The organism is Streptomyces sp. NPDC058697 (assembly GCF_042715345.1).
In the GTDB taxonomy this organism is placed as follows: domain Bacteria; phylum Actinomycetota; class Actinomycetes; order Streptomycetales; family Streptomycetaceae; genus Streptomyces; species Streptomyces liliifuscus.
Map to the genome: position 1 here is coordinate 246808 of NZ_JBHXSU010000001.1, position 16494 is coordinate 263301.

12 protein-coding genes are annotated in these 16494 nt (G+C 70.9%); 11 read left to right on the plus strand and 1 reads right to left on the minus strand.

The genetic code is table 11. The features are described from left to right. The first annotated feature begins 80 nt into the window (after positions 1-80). The 6 genes from ACFWXQ_RS01100 (at position 81) to ACFWXQ_RS01125 (ending at position 9243) form a co-directional block, all read left to right on the plus strand. Complete coding sequence (locus ACFWXQ_RS01100) at positions 81-1181, plus strand: NAD(P)-dependent alcohol dehydrogenase (protein ID WP_383943843.1); 1101 nt, start codon at positions 81-83, stop codon at positions 1179-1181. Positions 1182-1308: 127 nt separating this feature from the next. Further along, positions 1309-2649: an FAD-dependent oxidoreductase gene (locus tag ACFWXQ_RS01105; protein ID WP_386267244.1), complete on the plus strand. Its 1341-nt coding sequence runs from the start codon at positions 1309-1311 to the stop codon at positions 2647-2649. Between the two features lie 232 nt (positions 2650-2881). Further along, positions 2882-3751 carry a branched-chain amino acid ABC transporter permease gene (locus ACFWXQ_RS01110; RefSeq protein WP_200394136.1) on the plus strand — a complete coding sequence of 290 codons (870 nt, stop codon included), beginning with the start codon at positions 2882-2884 and terminating at the stop codon, positions 3749-3751. Positions 3752-3763: 12 nt separating this feature from the next. Further along, positions 3764-6286 (plus strand): ATP-binding cassette domain-containing protein, encoded by a 2523-nt coding sequence (locus ACFWXQ_RS01115; RefSeq protein ID WP_383941444.1) that lies wholly within the window; start codon positions 3764-3766, stop codon positions 6284-6286. A 45-nt stretch (positions 6287-6331) separates the two neighbouring features. Then, entirely contained in the window at positions 6332-7540 is a 1209-nt protein-coding gene (locus tag ACFWXQ_RS01120; RefSeq protein ID WP_383941447.1) for an ABC transporter substrate-binding protein, read from the plus strand. 83 nt (positions 7541-7623) lie between these two features. Next, positions 7624-9243, plus strand: a complete 1620-nt coding sequence (locus ACFWXQ_RS01125) for a serine hydrolase (RefSeq protein ID WP_383941450.1) — start codon at positions 7624-7626, stop codon at positions 9241-9243. Here the strand turns inward: ACFWXQ_RS01125 and ACFWXQ_RS01130 are convergent. After that, positions 9230-10210, minus strand: a complete 981-nt coding sequence (locus tag ACFWXQ_RS01130) for a D-2-hydroxyacid dehydrogenase (protein ID WP_383941453.1) — start codon at positions 10208-10210, stop codon at positions 9230-9232. The two genes, ACFWXQ_RS01125 and ACFWXQ_RS01130, sit on opposite strands and share 14 nt — an antisense overlap. A gap of 485 nt (positions 10211-10695) precedes the next feature. On the opposite strand from ACFWXQ_RS01130, the gene ACFWXQ_RS01135 reads away from it, so the two are divergent. The 5 genes from ACFWXQ_RS01135 (at position 10696) to ACFWXQ_RS01155 (ending at position 16365) form a co-directional block, all read left to right on the plus strand. Further along, positions 10696-12051: an MFS transporter gene (locus ACFWXQ_RS01135; RefSeq protein ID WP_383941456.1), complete on the plus strand. Its 1356-nt coding sequence runs from the start codon at positions 10696-10698 to the stop codon at positions 12049-12051. 71 nt (positions 12052-12122) lie between these two features. Further along, complete coding sequence (locus ACFWXQ_RS01140; protein ID WP_383941458.1) at positions 12123-12788, plus strand: HAD-IA family hydrolase; 666 nt, start codon at positions 12123-12125, stop codon at positions 12786-12788. 42 nt (positions 12789-12830) lie between these two features. Continuing rightward, the gene (locus tag ACFWXQ_RS01145) at positions 12831-14225 is read left to right on the plus strand and encodes an NAD(P)/FAD-dependent oxidoreductase (protein WP_383941461.1); all 1395 of its coding nucleotides are present in this window, start codon (positions 12831-12833) and stop codon (positions 14223-14225) included. A gap of 217 nt (positions 14226-14442) precedes the next feature. Continuing rightward, positions 14443-16056, plus strand: a complete 1614-nt coding sequence (locus ACFWXQ_RS01150) for a PucR family transcriptional regulator (RefSeq protein WP_383941464.1) — start codon at positions 14443-14445, stop codon at positions 16054-16056. 99 nt (positions 16057-16155) lie between these two features. Continuing rightward, positions 16156-16365: a heavy-metal-associated domain-containing protein gene (locus ACFWXQ_RS01155; RefSeq protein ID WP_383941467.1), complete on the plus strand. Its 210-nt coding sequence runs from the start codon at positions 16156-16158 to the stop codon at positions 16363-16365. The last annotated feature ends 129 nt before the right edge of the window (positions 16366-16494 follow it).

Genomic DNA, 16494 nt, shown 5'->3' on the forward strand with positions numbered 1-16494 from the left:
ACCCGCCTCCGCTCGCCTACCGAGCTGCATATTGAACTGACTTCATTTTTGCTACCGTTTCGCGCATGTCAACAGCCAGGATGAGAGCAGTCCGGATGATGCACTGGGGCGGGCCACCGGTGCTCACCGAAGTGGCACGCCCGACACCCAGGGCGGATGAGGTCCTGATCCGGGTGGAGGCGGCGGGGGTGTGCCGCTCCGACCTCCACGTCCTGGACGCCAGGCCCGATGCCCTGCCCTACCGAACTCCGTTCACTCTCGGGCACGAGGTCGCCGGGCGCGTGGCCGAGCGCGGCCCCGGAGCCATCGGTCCGGCGGTCGGCGAACGCGTGGTCGTCTACGGCCCGTGGGGCTGTGGGCAGTGCACTCGCTGCTCGGCCGGTGCGGAGAACTACTGCGACCGCCGCACGGAGCTCGACGTGGTCCGGACCGGTACGGGAGTGGGGCTCGGGCGCGACGGCGGCATGGCCGACTACCTGCTCGTACCGTCCGGGCGACTGCTGGTTCCGGTGGGCGATCTGCCCGCCACGCAGGCGGCGCCCCTGTCGGACGCCGGACTCACCGCGTATCACGCCGTGGCGGGGATCCGGCCGTCACTGCCACTCGACGGCGACGACAGTCGGGGCGGCGGTAGCAGCAGCGGTGGCAGCAGCAGCGCGACCGTGGCCGTCATCGGAGTCGGCGGGCTCGGGCATCTGGCAGTCCAGATCCTGCGGGCCACGACATCGGCGCAGGTCCTCGCGGTGGACGTACGCGAGGAGGCGCTCGCGCTGGCCGACGCCTGTGGCGCACACTTCGGCACGCTGCTGCGGCCCGACACCGCTGAGGCACTCCGGCGACGGGCCGGCGGGGTCGGCGTGGACGCCGTGCTCGACTTCGTCGGCAGCCGCTCCAGCCTGGAGCTCGCGGTCGGTGCCCTGCGGGCGGGCGGTGACCTGGCCGTCGTCGGGAGCGGCGGCGGGGAGCTCACCGTGCGCAAGCCCGGCGCGCTGCCTCCCGGGGTCCGGATCTCGCTGCCGTTCTGGGGGACGCGGACCGAACTCGAAGAGGTCGTCGCCCTGGCACGCAAGGGCGTGGTGAAGGTGGAGACGGAGGAGTTCGCCCTGACGAGCGCGCCGGAGGCGATCGACAGACTGCGCTCCGGCCGCACACGGGGGCGTACGGTGCTCGTCCCCGACTGATCCGGACCACTCCGCCCGGCCGAAAGCAGTCCCGTCGAAGCTCGTACCGACACACCTCTCGACTACAGAAGTGAGTTCAATTAGGGTTCAGGTCACTCAGCGACACGACAAGGCGGTGGGACCCGCTATGGGTGTTGGAACAGTGGATCTGCTGGTGGTGGGCGGCGGAATGGCCGGACTCTCGGCCGCCGCCCGGGTGGCCGCGGAAGGCGGCTCCGTGGTTCTCGTGGAGAAGGCGGAGCGCCCCGGCGGCTCCGCGCGCTTCGCCGGCTTCGTATGGACGACCCCCACCTTCGATGAATTGCGTCGCGTCAATCCCGACGGCGACGCGGAACTCGCCGCGGCCCTGACGGACGGGTTCGCCGACGCGGTGGACTGGATCCGTTCTCTCGGCGTGGAATGCCGGCCGCCGGTGCCCGTACTCGGCTTCGGCCGGGGGCATCAGATCGACATGAACCACTACCTCGACACCTGCGAGCGGTTGATCCGCGACCGGGGCGGCGAGGTACTGACCGCCACCTCGACCCGCGCCCTGCTGACGGAGAACGGCGCGGTCACGGGTGCGGAGTGCGTACTGCCGGACGGATCGGTCCGCCGGATCGACGCCGGCTGGACCCTGCTCGCGACCGGCGGGTTCCAGGGAGATCCGAGCCTGCGCACGGAACACCTGCACCCCCAGGCCGCGGACATCGAGCTGCGGGCCAACCCGCACAGCCGGGGCGACGGGCTGTCGCTCGGTCTCGCGGCCGGGGCCGCCTTCGGCAAGAAGGACGCGGGTTTCTACGGTCATCTGATGCCCGCGGGCGTCTCCCTCGCCGACCCCGCCCGATTCGTCGACCTCGCCCTCTACTACAGCGAGCACGCCCTGCTGTTCGACCTCACCGGCGAACGGTTCGTCGACGAGACGGTCGGGGACCATCTGACCACCATGGCACTGCTGGAAAGACCGCAGGCCCGTGGACTGCTGGTGGCCGACGCGCGCGTGCACCGCGAGTGGATCTCCGCCTCGTACGTGGAGGGCATCCCCGGCGTGGACAAGTTCCAGCTCTGCCATCGTGCGGGCGCCCGCAGCGCGGCCGCCGACAGTCTGGAGGAGTTCGCCTGGATGCCCGAGGAGTGGGGCTACCCGGGCGCCAGGATCCGTGACCGGGTCGAGGAGTACAACGCCACCGTCGGCGGGGGCGGCGAGCCGGCCCCCGGGCGACTGCTCGACCGGCAACCGCTCGACGAGCCGCCCTTCTATGTGATCGAGGCCGCGCCCGCGATCACGTTCACCTTCGGCGGTCTGCTGATCGACGCCGACGCCCGCGCCCTGTCGGCGGACGACCGGCACACCGTGCCCGGCCTGCTCGTGGCCGGCGCCGACGCGGGCGGGCTCTACCGGCGCGCCTATGCCGGCGGCCTGGCCCCGGCTCTCGTATTCGGTCTGGCGGCCGCACGGACCGCGCTGCGCCAGAGCCAGAGCTAGAGCGAGACGAGGGCGAGGGCCTGCCCTTCCGGCGGATCGTGCCGGACAGGCACCAGACCACCCGCACTCCGACAAATCCCGTGCACGAGTATTGCCCGCCCGGCGCCGGAGTGCCTAGCTTACTGAATTGAGTTCACTTTACTAAGCGGCGAGTACCGCGCACACGGCTTTCGAGCACGTGGCGCGAACACGCCGCACGCGCTTCTCGAAGCTCTTCGAAGAAGGAGGGACCGTGAGTCAGTTTCTGCTGGTCCTGGTCAGTGGCGTGGCCAGCGGAGCCGTGTACGGCCTCATAGGGCTCGGCCTGGTCATCATCTATCGGGCCACGGACGTCGTGAACTTCGCGATGGCGTCCCTGGCGACCCTGGGCCTGTACGTGGCGGTCTCGCTCCGCGACCAGGGGGTGGCGACGGTGCTCGGCATCGTCGCGGCCGTCACCATCACCGTCGTGGCGGGCCTGCTGGTGCGCGAGACCGTGATCAGGCCACTGGGCCAGGGACAACTGTTCTCCGCGCTCGTCGTGACGATGGGCGTGTCCCTGGTGGTCGAGAACGTGGCCAGTTCGATCTGGGGCGACGAACCTAAGTCCTTCCCCAACCTGGTCAACGGCACGGTGAGCTGGTCGGGCGCGGCACTGCCGGTCCAGAGCCTGGTGACCATCGCCGTCGCCGCGGTGGCGATGGCCGTCGTCGGCTATCTGTTCGCCCGCACCACACTCGGCTCCGCGATGCGCGCGGTGGCCGAGAACGCGGACACCGCGCGCGTCGTCGGACTTGAGCCCCAGCGCCTGGCCCGGATCGCCTGGGCGCTCGGCCTCGGCCTCGCCGCACTCGCCGCGTGTCTGTACGCGCCGAGGTCGGGGCTGGTGCCGACCGCCCTCGTCGCACCGCTGTTCCGCGCCTTCGCCGGGATCTTCCTGGGCGGCCTGACGAGCATGTACGGCGCTGTCGTCGGCGGACTCACCGTCGGCGTGCTGGACAACCTCGCGGCGAACTACGCCTCCGCCAGCCTCCGGGACACATTCGTCTTCTCGTTCACTGTTCTCGTGCTGCTGATCCGCCCTCAGGGCATCTTCGGCACCCGCACCTTCCAACGGGTCTGAGGGGTCGTATCCATGGTCTTCAACCGTTCCCTCCTCGCGAAGGCCGCGCTCGGGCCGGCCGCCGGCGCGGTGCTCATGGCCTTCATGGCCTCCGGCGCGATCCCCGCGTACCAGATGTACTCGGTGGCGCTCGCCGCGATCTACACCGTCGTCGTGCTGTCGGTCGGTCTGCTGGCCGGCTGGTCCGGCATCTGGTCGGTGGGTCACCCGGCGTTCTTCGCCATCGGCGCCTACTTCGCCGCGTACGGCAGTGGCCACGGCTGGTCTCTGGAGACGGTGATCCTGGCAGCAGTGGTCACCGGAACCGTCCTCGGCGCCTTCCTCGGGTACGCGGGTGCCAGGTTCTCGATGCTCTACATCGCCCTGCTGACCCTCGCCTTCACCATGGTGACGCTGGAGCTGATCAACCGCTGGAGCAGCGTGACCGGCGGCGACCAGGGCGTCGCGGTGCTCCAACTGCGCAGCTCCCTGGGTCTGGGCACCCTCGCGGGCGGCAGCTCCGAGTCCCAGTACCTCGCGGTGGGCGCCGCGGCCGTGGTGCTCGCGCTGGCGGTACCGGCCGCCGCGTCCGGGCTGCGGATGCGGCTGGTGGCCGCGAAGTCGCATCCCCTGGCGGCCCGTACGATCGGCATCGCGCCCGAGGCGCAGTCGGCGCTGGCGTTCGCCGTGAGCGCCGCGTTCACCAGTTTCGCGGGTGTGCTGCTCGGGCTCATCACCGGTTTCGTCAGCCCGGATCCGTTCTCCCTCAACCTCGGCATCGCGCTCATCGCAGCGTGCGTGCTGGGCGGCGTCGGAACCATCATCGGCGCGGTGGCCGGCGGCGCGTATCTGACCTGGAACCCCTCGCTGTCGTCCGCCGTGGGACTCCCCCAGCCGGTCGTGCAGGGCCTCGTGCTGATCGGGGTGCTGCTGTTCCTGCCCGGCGGAGTGGTGCCGTTCCTCAGCGCGCCCCTGCGGTCGGTGCTCCGGCGTGTGTGGCGACGGCCGGCACCGGCACCCACGCCCTCGAAGCCGACCCCTGCCGTCGGCCTCGAACCGCGGCAACCGGCCACCGCCACCGCCTCAGGTGAAGCCGACGTCGTGCTGCGCCTGGAGCACGTCTCGGTGGCGTACGGCGGGCTGAAGGCGCTGGAGGACGCCTCGGTGTCGCTGCGGCAGGACGAGGTCCTGGCCGTGATCGGGCCCAACGGGGCGGGAAAGACGACCCTGTTGAACGCGGTCTCGGGCCTGACCGGCAACGGCCGGGTGAGCGGGACGGTCGACTTCGCGGGCGGTTCCCTGCTCAAGGCGCGGGCCACCGCGCGGCGCCGGCTGGGCATCGGGCGTACGTTCCAGCACGCGGAGGTGTTCTCCGAACTCACCGTCACCGAGAACGTGTTGTGCACGCGCCGCTGGATCACCAGCCGGGACCGGGCCGATGTCGCGCGGCTGCTCGACTCGGTCGGCCTCGCCGACGTGGCCGACCGACGGCCCGGAGAGCTGCCGTTCGGCCTGCAGAAGCGGCTGGACCTCGCCCGTGCGATGGCCGAGGAACCGAAACTCCTGGTGCTGGACGAGCCGTTCGGCGGTCTGGACGCCGGCGAACGCGCGCTGCTGGCACAGCAGATCAGGCGGCTGCACGCACAGGGCACCGCCGTGCTGGTCATCGACCACGTGCTCGACGATCTGTTCTCCGTCGCGCACCGGGTGCTGGCCTTCGACTTCGGCCGCACCATCGGCGAGGGCACCCCGGACACCGTGCTGGACAACCCCGAGGTGCGGTCGTCGTACCTGGGTACGGTCGGCAGCCGGGCCGAGCTGCCCGAGCGGGTCGGTGAGCGGAGCATGCTGCGGCTGAGCGGGGTCGGTCACAGCTACGGCGGCGTGGTCGCACTGCGGGACGTCGACCTCGACGTACGCGAGGGGGTCGTGCTCGGGATCGCCGGGGCCAACGGCGCCGGGAAGAGCACCCTCGCCGGAATCCTGCACGGCTCGCTGAAGCCCGCGCGCGGGAGCAGGGAGACGGGCGGGACCGTCGTCCGCACCAGCCTGGCGCCCGAGGGACGGGCCCTGTTCAAGACGCTGTCCCTGCGGGAGAACCTCGAAGTGGCGGCCTACGCGGCGGGCATCACCGGGGCCCCGCTGCGCGAGCGCCTCGCGGAGACCACCGAGTGGCTGCCGCCGCGGCTGCGCGACCGCATGTCCGTGCCGGCCGCCGGGCTGTCGGGCGGGGAGCAGCAGATGCTCGCCATCGCCCGCGCCCTGATCGTGAAGCCCGACGTCCTGATCGTCGACGAGCCGGCCCTCGGGCTCGCGCCCGCGCTGGTCGACGAGGTGTACGACCGGCTGGTGCGACTGGCCCACGACGGCCTGACGGTCGTTCTGCTGGAGCAGCTGCTCAGCCGTGCCATGTCCGTCTGCCACGAGGTGGCCGTGCTGCACGACGGGTCGGTCGCCGCTCGGGGGCGGCCCGGGGACCCGTCGTTCGCCGCCCTCGCCGAGGCGGCGTACTTCAGCGGCGCCCGGGAGACCGCCGCGACCACCGCTCGACTGTGAAACGAACTGAACTCATGTTGTGAACTGTTGTGAACGAGGTGGACCGTGTTCCGGACAATGAGAAAATTCCGCCGCGCCGCGGGTACGACGGCCGTTCTGGCCGTGGTGGCGCTGACCGCCAACGCATGCGCCGGCCAGGACTCCACAGGAGCCGGCGGCGACTCGTCGGAGATCCACATCGGGGCGTGGCTCCCGCTGACCGGCGCCACCGCCTCGTACGGAGTGCCCCAGAGGGCCGGCGCCGACGCGTACTTCAAGATGATCAACGCGTCCGGAGGCATCAACGGCCGCAAGGTCCGGTGGACCGTCAAGGACAACGCGGCCGATCCGCAGCAGACCGTGCAGATAGCACGCGAACTCGTCGGCCAGGACAAGGTCGTGGCCATCGTGAACGCGAACGGCACCTCCCAGGCGGAGGCGGCCTTCCCGTTCGTCCTCAATCAGTCGAAGGTTCCGGTTCTCAACGAGGTGGGCGGCAACGAGTCCTGGTTCAAGCCGCCGCGCCCCGGCCTGTTCGGCACTCAGACCCTCTACGAGGACCAGGCCGCGGCGATCGCGGCGTGGACGGTGCAGGACGGTGCGAAGAAGGTCCTCGTCGTGCACAGTGACCCGGCCGCGTTCGTGAACGTGGCCAAGCAGGTCGAGCCCGTCGCGAAGAAGGTGGACCCCTCGGTCGAGGTCGACCGGCTGACGGTCAAGTACCAGACCACCGACTACACACCGGTGATCAGCAAGGTGAAGGCCGCGAAGACCCAGGCGGTGATCCTCATCCTCACCTCCCCCGAGGCGGCCGCCTTCCTGAAGGAGGCCAAGCTGCAGGGACTGTCGCTGCCCACGTACGCCTACGCGCCGGTCGCCGCGGAGTCGACGGTCTCCCTCGCCAAGGACGCGGCCGAGGGTCTCAAGGCCGTACAGCTGGTCAAGGCGCCCTCGGACACCGATCCCGCGGTGAAGGAGTTCCGGACCGCGATGGCCAAGTACGAGCCCAAGCAGAGCGCCGGATTCCTCGCGCTGTGGGGCTGGAGCAACGCGAAGGTGTTCGCGGAGATCGCGAAGACGATCAAGGGGCCCGTCACGGCCGACGCGATCGACAAGGCGTACGAGAAGGCGACGAAGGTGGATGTGGGGGTGTCGCCGGTCATGAGCTTCAGCCCGGGCAACCACCTCGGCACCCGCAGCGTGCAGCGAGTGGTCGTGAAGGACGGGGTCTGGACGTCCGAGGGCGACTTCTACACCCCGCCGAAGCGCGGCTGAGCCTGCGCGGGGCTCCGGCCGGGCGGGAGCGGGCCGGCTGGCTCCGCAGGACAAGGTCCGGTGCCGCGCGTTGAATGGTGTGTATGGGTGTTCGGCGACAGACGAGGCACCACGGAAGCGCAGCGGTGACAGCGGCCGCCGTGGCCTCCCTCCTCGCCGCCGGATACGCCGCCACCCCGTCCGCCGCGGCACCGGCGGCCGATCCGCCGCCCCAGCCGCCGCCCCAGCTCACGCAGGCGAAGGTGGACGAGGCCGTGGACCGGCTCGACGGGATCGTGCGGGACGGGATGAAGGAGACGGGCGTCCCGGGTGTCGCCGTGGCCGTCGTCTACAAGGACCGGGTCGTCCACCTGGAGGGCTTCGGGGAGCGACGGGTGGGCCAGTCCGGGGACGTCGGACCGGACACCGTCTTCCAGCTGGCGTCCCTCTCCAAGCCGCTCGCCTCGACCGTCGTCGCGGGCGCGGTCGGCGACAAGGTCATCACCTGGGACGACCCGGTGGCCGAGCACCTGCCCGGCTTCGCGCTCAAGGACCCCTGGGTCGGTGACCACGTCACGGTCGCCGATCTCCTCTCGCACCGCAGCGGGCTGCCCGACCACGCCGGGGACCTGCTCGAAGACCTCGGCTACGACAGGGCGTACATCCTGGACCAGCTGCGGGAGGAGCCGCTGACGCCGTTCCGGGCCAGCTACGCGTACACCAACTACGGGGTCACGGCGGCGGGCCAGGCGGTCGCGAACGCCAAGGACACCACTTGGGAGAAGCTCTCGGAGGACACGCTCTACTCCCCCGCCGGCATGAACTCCACCAGCTCCAGCTTCGCCGACTACGAGAAGGCGACGGACAAGGCGGCCACGCATGTGAAGGACGCCGACGGGACCTGGGAGGCGAAGTACGTACGGGACGCCGACGCCCAGTCGCCCGCGGGCGGCGCGAGTTCCACCGCGAGCGACATGGCCACCTGGCTGCGGCTCCAGCTCGCCGACGGAAAGCTGGGCGGGAAGCAGATCGTGCCCGCCGACCAGCTGGAGCGCACCCATCTGCCCGAGATCGTCTCCAGCCCGCCGCCGGCACCGGCGGGCCGCGCCGGCTTCTACGGGCTCGGCTGGAACGTCAACTACGACGACCAAGGGCGGCTGCGCCTCAGCCACTCCGGAGCCTTCGAACTCGGCGCCAACACGAACGTGACGATGCTGCCCGGCGAGCAGCTCGGCATCGCCGTCCTCACCAACGGGGCGCCGGTGGGTCTCGCCGACTCGGTCGCGCTCGACTTCTTCGACATCGCCCAGCACGGCGAACCCACCACCGACTGGCTGCCCCTGGTCGACAAGGTGTACCAGCAGCAGCTGGACGCGGACCGCTCCCCCACCGACTACGGCAAGCCGCCGGAGAACGCGGCCGCCGCCCGGTCCGACGACACGTACACGGGCACGTACGAGAACGACTACTACGGTCCGCTGACCGTGACGGCCGCGGACGGCGAACTCACCATGAGCCTGGGGCCGAAGCCGACCACGTTCCGGCTCACCCACTTCGACGGCGACACGTTCAGCTTCCGGACGGTCGGGGAGAACGCGACCGGACTGTCCGGCGTCACGTTCGACGTCGGTTCGGGATCCGAGAACGCGGGCGGCGCGAAGGCGTCGAAGGTGACCGTGGAGGCCTTCAACGAGAACGGTCTGGGCACCTTCACCCGCCCCTGACCTCCCGTACGTAGCCGCGTTCCTTGTCGACCACGTTGTGCAGTTCCCTGCCCTCGGCCCTGCGGGTCAGGTTGTCGAGGAACAGGTCCGCGAGGTCGTCGCGCCAGCCGGTGACCTCGCCGGCCGTGTGCGGGGAGACGATGACGCCCGGCAGGTCCCACAGGGGTGAGGAGGCAGGCAGCGGCTCGTGGGCGAAGACGTCCAGGGCCGCTCCGGCCAGGCGGCCGTCGGTGAGGTGCCGGACCAGTGCCTCCTCGTCGACGAGTCCGCCCCGGCCCACGTTCACGAGCCGCGCGCCGGGCTTCATCGAGGCGAGCACGGACGCGTCGACCATGCCCCGGGTGGCGGCCGTGAGGGGAGCCGCGAGCACCACGTAGTCCGCCGCCGCCAGGGCGGGACGCAGCCCGGAGAGAGCGTGCACCGTGCCGAAGTCGGGGTCCGCCGCGCACTCCGTACGTCCTACGGCGCTCACTCGCATGCCGACGGTGTGGAGCATGCGGGCCACGGCACGGCCGATGGGGCCCGTGCCCCACACGAGGACGGTCCGGCCGTCGATGCGTTCGCTGTCCCGGGGCCGCCACTCGCGGCGCCGCTGGTGCTCCCAGGTGCCCGGGAAGTCCTTGGCGAGGGCCAGGATCAGGCCGAGTACGTACTCGGCGATGGGCCGGTCGTAGACGCCGCGCGAGTTGGTGAGCACCACCCGGGGGTTGTCGACCAGGGCCGGGAAGAGCAGTGAGTCGACACCGGCGGCGGCCACATGCACCCAGCCCGGTGCGCTCGACGGGTCCGCGGGCCAGGCCGCCTCGACCGCCGGGGTGATCGAGTGCCAGCAGAGCAGGGCGTCCGCGCCGGGCAGGAGGTGCGGCAGTTCCTCCTCGGTGGCGTACACCGTGTCCGCGAGGCTTTCGATGCAGGCGGCGTTGTGCGGCAGGATGCCGCGGTGCAGGACGACGAGCCGGTCGGCCAAGGCGGTTCTCCCACGGCGTGAGGCGGTGCGGGGCGGCTGGTACGAGGTACCGCTTCCACCCTCCGGGGGTCGTGGCGGAAGGGTCAACGGCCAGGGTGTTCTCCCGGGACGGCCGCTGTGGACGGTGTGTCAACCGGTCGGCGGCCACGGAACACACTGTCCACCCGCCGTCCCCCAAGAGAACACCGTGTTCATTGACGGTGGATCCGCGCTGAACCAGGGTGATGGCCAACCCCGGACCGCCTCGCCGGCCACCCCGGCCACCCCGGCCACCCCGGTGACGACCGGTCCGCACCGCGTACAGCGTTGTGCGCCTTCGCCCGCCCTCGCATCCCCCCATCGCCCCATCGCCCCAAAAATCCCGCGGATCCCCGTGTCTCCCGCATCCCCGCTTTCCAATGCTTGACGTACGAAGCCTCCTTCGCCCGGTCCCCCTGCCGGCGCGCGTCCCCCTCGCCTTCCCGCGTCCCCCAGGAGCCTCAAGCATGTCCCTGACCTCATCGACCACCGGCGGGGCCTCGTCGCTCGACGACGCGCCCGTCAGTTCCTTCCACCGCCGGATCATGCTGGTCGCCATGGGCGGCCCGTTCTGCGACGGCTATCTGCTCGGAGTGATGGGTGTCGCCCTCGGCCTCATCACGCCCGCACTCGCCCTCGACACCTTGTGGACGGGCCTGATAGCCGCCTCCGTCCTGGTCGGGGTGTTCATCGGCGGCGCGGTCTTCGGCCCGATCACCGACCGGGTCGGCCGCCATCTGATGTACGTCCTCAACCTGGCCACCTTCGTGGTCTTCTCGGCGCTCCAGTTCTTCGTCACCGAGGCCTGGCAGCTGCTGGTGCTGCGGCTGCTCATCGGCATCGCGATCGGTGCCGACTACCCCATCGCCTCCGCCCTCACCACCGAGCTGGTGCCCCGCCGGATGCGCGGCCCGGCCCTGTCCGGCCTGGTCCTCGCGTGGTGGGTCGGGTACGGCGTCAGCTACTGGGTGGGCTGGGCGCTGACCGGGCTCGGCGACGACTCCTGGCGCTGGATGCTGGCCTCCGGCACGGTCCCCGCGCTGATCTTCCTCTTCATGCGGGCCGGCATCCCCGAGTCCCCGCGCTGGCTGGCCTCGCGCGGCCGTATGGACGAGGCGAAGGCCGTCGTCCGCAAACACCTCGGCCAGGAGGTGAGCGACGAGGAACTGCTCGCGGAGGGCCGCCAGGAGAAGCGGGGCGGCTCCGGGCTCGGCAATCTCGTCGAGATCTTCAAACGCGGCTACACGGTCCCGGTCGTGTTCTGTTCCGTCTTCTGGATCTGTCAGGTCGCGCCCGCCTTCGCGGTCCGCTCGTTCCAGCCGCAGATGCTGTCCGCGTTCGGCGTGGGGAGCACATACGGCGCCAGCGCGCTGATCACCACCATCGCGGTGGCCGGCATCGGGCTCGGCCTGGTCGTCGTCAACCGGATCGGCCGCCGCTCGCTGCTGATCAGCAGCTTCGTGTGCATCAACGTCTCGCTGATCGCGCTTGCCGTACTGCCGCTGCACTGGGCGTTCGTGGTGGTGGCCCTGTTCGCGGCCTTCCAGTTCTTCGAGGCGGCGGGCAGCGGTCTGCAGTTCGTCTACCCGAGCGAGCTGTTCCCGACCGACCTTCGGGCCACCGGCGTGGGCATCGCAACCGCCATGAGCCGCGTGGGCTCCGCCACCTCCACGTTCCTCCTGCCGATAGCCGCCGACGACCTGGGCGTACGCGGCACGCTGGGCGTCGCCGTGGCGATCACGCTGGTGGGACTCGTCGTCTCCTACTTCCTCGCCCCCGAGACCAAGGACCTGGGCCTGACCGAGGCCAGCAGCCGGTCCTGAACCCGCTCACCCCGTCACCACCTCACCTTTGAAACACCTCAACCCCCGCCCCACACAGAGGAGTTCACTCCATGCGCAAGGTCGTCAGCTTCGACTGCTACCGGACCCTCATCAACTTCGACACCCGGACCGCCACGCACGAGATCGTCAAGGACCGTCTGGCCGAGTTCGGCGTCGACCCGGACCGGTTCCACCACGACGCGTACGTCATGCGCTTCCAGGGCGTCGTCGACGACTACCGCCCCTACCGCGAGGTCGTCCGCCGCACCCTGCGCAACGTCATGCTGCTGCACGGCCTTGAGTACCGGGACGAGGACGGCGAGGCGCTGATCGAGGCCATCAAGAAGTTCACGCCGTTCCGCGAGGTCCCGGACGCACTGCGCCGCCTCAAGGGCGAGTACGACATCGCCATCCTCTCCAACAGCGAGGACGACCTCATCTCGTACGCCGTCGACGAGCTCGGCGTGGAGTGGGACTACGTCCTCACCGCCGAGCAGGCCGGAGCGTACAAGCCGCTCCCGCAGGCCTTCGAGTACCTGATGAAGGCCACCGGGCGCGGTCCCGAGGACATCATCCACACCGCGCAGGGCTGGGAGTACGACATCATGCCGACCAAGCGGTACGAGGGCATGCGGCGGATCTGGGTGAACCGGTACGGCTTCCCGGGTTCAGCCGCCTACCAGCCGTACGAGGAGATCAGCGACCTCTCCGAGCTGCCTCCCCTGCTCGGCGTCTGACCTTCGTCGTCTCCTCGTCCAGCCGCCTTGAAAGGACATCCCGTGAGCGCCACCACGCTCGGTCAACCCGGCCCGGTCAACGGCCGGATCTCCCACTGGTTCGCCGAACTGCCCACCCCACGCGCCGCGTTGCCCGGTGACCGCGACGCCGATGTGTGCATCGTGGGCGCCGGACTGACCGGACTGTGGACCGCGTACTACCTCAAACTGGCCGACCCGTCGCTGCGGATCACGATCCTGGAGTCCGAGTTCGCCGGGTTCGGCGCCTCCGGCCGCAACGGCGGCTGGGCGTCGGGGCTCGTGCCCGGCGCCCGCGACCGACTGGCGAAGCAGTACGGGCGGGATGCCGTGCTCGACTACCAGCACGTGATGAACGAGTCCGTGGACGAGATCGTCGCCGTGGCCGAGCGCGAGGGGATCGACGCCGACATCGTCAAGGGCGGCACCCTGCGCGTGGCCCGCACCCCCGCGCAGGCGACCCGGCTGCGCCACAAGACCGCGGCCGACCACGAGTGGGGTGTGCCGGAGGCCGTGATGCTGACACCGGAGGAGGCCGCGGACCGCGTCCGCGTCGACGGTATGACGGCCGCGGCCTGGACCCCGCACTGTGCCCGGCTGCAGCCCGCCGCCCTGGTCAAGGGGCTCGCCGAGACGGTCGAACGGCTCGGCGTGACCCTCCATGAGAAGTCCCCGGTCACGGCCATCGAGCCGGGGCGGGCGGTCACCGCGCACGGCACGGTCAGCGCACCCGTGGTCCTGCGGGCGACGGAGGGGTTCACGGCCTCGTTCAAGGGGCTGCGCCGCACCTGGCTGCCGATGAACAGCTCGATGATCGCCACCGAGCCGCTGCCGAAGCAGGTGTGGGAGGAGATCGGCTGGGCGGGCCGCGAGACGCTGGGCGACACGGCACACGGGCACATGTACGCGCAGCGCACCCCGGACGACCGGATCGCGATCGGCGGGCGCGGTGTCCCGTACCGCTTCGGCTCCCGTACCGACGACGCGGGGCAGGTGGACGCCCGGACCATCGGCCAGCTCACCGACACGCTCTACGAGATGCTGCCGCAGACCTCTGGTGCCCGCGTCGACCACGCCTGGTGCGGTGTGCTCGCCGTGCCCCGCGACTGGTCCGCCACCGTGGGACTCGACCGCGCCACGGGGCTCGGCTGGGCCGGCGGCTATGTCGGACACGGGATGACCTCCACGAACCTCGCCGGCCGCACCCTCACCGATCTGGTGCTCCGGCGCGAGTCCCGGCTGACCCGGCTGCCGTGGACAGGGCACCGGCCCGGCACCTGGGAGCCGGAACCGCTGCGGTGGCTGGGTGTGCGCGGGCTGTACGTCGCCTATCGGTGGGCGGACCGGCATGAGGCGGGCGGGCGGGCCCGTACGTCTCCGATCGCCACGGTCGCGGATCTGATCGCGCGGCGGCCCTGACGCCGACCGCTGGTCCTTGTCGCCTTGTCGCCTCGGGGTGCGTGGTGCGTTCGCGGCTGCCGGTTCTGTGTGGTTGCTCGCGCCGTTCCCCGCGCCCCCTGCGGGGGCATGGCGCTGAGCTGGGTAATCGAGCCTTGCGTCGGTCTGTCTCACCCCTCAGAGTGGTCCGGACATCGTGCCGGGTCGGTCGGCACGTCGTCGGACTGGAGCTGCCCCCATGCCGTTCCTCACGGTCGCGGACGTGCTGCGGCTGCCCGTCATCGCCGCCGGTCTGCCCCGGGTGGCGGCAGGCGAGGACCAGCTGTCGCGCACGGTCCGCTGGGTCCATGTCACCGAGCTGCTCGACCCGGCCTCCTTCCTGGAGGGCGGCGAACTCGTCCTCACCACGGGCATGCCGCACCCGGCCGATCCCACCCAACTGCGCGGCTACGTCGACCAGTTGGCCGATGTGGGCGTGGCCGGGCTGGTCGTCGAGCTGGGCCGCCGCTACCAGCACGCGCCGCAGGAACTGGTCACCGCGTGCCGGGAGCGGGACCTGCCGCTGATCGTGCTGGCGCGCGGGGTGCGGTTCATCGAGGTCACCCAGACCGTCCACGCGCTGATCCTGGACGCGCAGGGCGAGCTGCTGCGCCGCGCCCAGCAGGTGCGCGAACTGTTCACCTCGCTCACGCTGCGCGGCGCGGACCCGGAGGAGTTCGTACAGGCCGCCGCGGACCTCACGGGGTGTCCGGTGGTCCTGGAGAACCTGATCCACCACGCGGTGATCTGCCGGACCGCCGGTCCGCCGGACGGACAGGTCCTGGAGGCCTGGCCGCGACGCTCGCGTAACGCCTCGACGCCGGACCGGGCGGCGGCGAGCGGGCCCGAGGGCTGGCTCGTGGCGCCGGTCGAGGACCGGGGCAGACGGTGGGGGCGGCTGATCATGCTGCCCCACGCGTCCGGTCCGGCGATCGGTCCCGAGCAGACGATGATCCTCGAACAGGCCGCCACCGCCCTCACCCTGGCTCGGCTGACCGGCAGACCCGAGTGGGACCGGCGCGCGCACAGTTCCGTCCTGCTCGATCTGCTCCACTGGCGCTACCGGAGCCGTACCGAGGCGCGTCTGAGGGCCGAGGCGCTCGGACTGCCCACGACCGGCCACCGCCTCGTCCCGGTGGTGATCGACCACTCGGACACGGCCGACGGCGACACCACGGTGACCGGGCACCTCGCCACGGAACTGCCCATCTCAGGGGTCAAGGCCCTGGTGGGAGACCTGTCCGAACACCGGACCGGACTGCTGCTCGCGCTGGCCCGCGCCTCGGCCTGGCAGCCCGTCGTGGAACGCGTCGGCCGGGATCTGCGCGGCACGTTCGGGGAGGGGCTCGTCGTGGCGGTGGGCCCCGGAGTCACCGAACTCAGCCAGGTCACCAGATCGTTCCGCGAGGCCGAACAGATCGCCGACGCGATCGGCCCCGGGACGGCCGACCGACCCTTCCATGTCGCGTCGGACATCGGTCTGCCGGAACTGCTGTACTCCCTGCGCGACGACGTCCGCGTCCAGCGGTACGTGGAACAGCACCTCGGGCGCCTCGTCCAGCACGACGCCCGACACGGCAGCGACCTGCTGTCGACCCTGCGCGAGTATCTCGTCGCCGCCGGCAACAAGTCGATCGCCGCCAAGCACGTCGGGCTCTCCCGGCAGGCCTTCTACCAACGGCTGCGGACCATCGAGCGGCTCCTGGGCAACGACCTGGAGTCCGGCGCCCATCGCACCCAACTGCACGTGGCCGTCACGGCGTTGGACGTGCTCGGCGGTACGGGCGGGACCGTCCGGCCGGCTTCCCTGTGAGTCGCCCGCGGGGGTGAACACCGCCGTCGGCGGACGCGTATCTGATCCCGGAACGGCTCCCACAGCGTGCGTGCGCACGTCGGGAAGAGACGAGGGATCATGACTGAACAGCGGTACCACGTCATCGGAATGACCTGCGGCCGCTGTGCCGACACCCTGGAGACCAAGGTCTGCGGGGTGTACGGCGTCGACCGGGTCGGCATCGACCTCGACACCGGTTCGGTGACCGTGACGGGCGAGGCGCTCGACGGTTCGAAAGTGTGCGCGGCGATCAGCGAGGCGGGCTTCGAGGTGGCCGCCGTTCTCTGACTCCTCCGGAACCTGTCCAGCGGAAGCGCGGCCTTTCACCCTAACGAAGTGCCGGTGCCCGACGACCGGACGGGCGGGGCCGGTCGTCCACTAGCTTCCTTCCCCTGACACCAGGGGACATAGGAGCGA